Genomic DNA, 626 nt, shown 5'->3' on the forward strand with positions numbered 1-626 from the left:
ATTGTCGCGGCGATTAAATCTCGCGCCGATCAACTGGGTGCCAGCGTGGTGGTGTCGATGGTAGAACGAAGCGGCGTCGAAGCCTGTAAAGCGGCGGTGCACAATCTTCTCGCGCAACGCGTCAGTGGGCTGATCATTAACTATCCGCTGGATGACCAGGATGCCATTGCTGTGGAAGCTGCCTGCACTAATGTTCCGGCGTTATTTCTTGATGTCTCTGACCAGACACCCATCAACAGTATTATTTTCTCCCATGAAGACGGTACGCGACTGGGCGTGGAGCATCTGGTCGCATTGGGTCACCAGCAAATCGCGCTGTTAGCGGGCCCATTAAGTTCTGTCTCGGCGCGTCTGCGTCTGGCTGGCTGGCATAAATATCTCACTCGCAATCAAATTCAGCCGATAGCGGAACGGGAAGGCGACTGGAGTGCCATGTCCGGTTTTCAACAAACCATGCAAATGCTGAATGAGGGCATCGTTCCCACTGCGATGCTGGTTGCCAACGATCAGATGGCGCTGGGCGCAATGCGCGCCATTACCGAGTCCGGGCTGCGCGTTGGTGCGGATATCTCGGTAGTGGGATACGACGATACCGAAGACAGCTCATGTTATATCCCGCCGTTAAC

The 626-nt window shown here is 55.1% G+C and carries 1 pseudogene; it reads left to right on the plus strand.

Features of this window, described 5'->3' with window-relative positions:
- Positions 1 to 626, plus strand: a pseudogene (lacI, locus tag IOD06_RS13475) (DNA-binding transcriptional repressor LacI); the annotation flags it as partial.

Source organism: Psychrobacter sp. N25K4-3-2, from assembly GCF_015351755.1.
Taxonomy (GTDB): Bacteria; Pseudomonadota; Gammaproteobacteria; order Pseudomonadales; family Moraxellaceae; genus Psychrobacter; species Psychrobacter glaciei.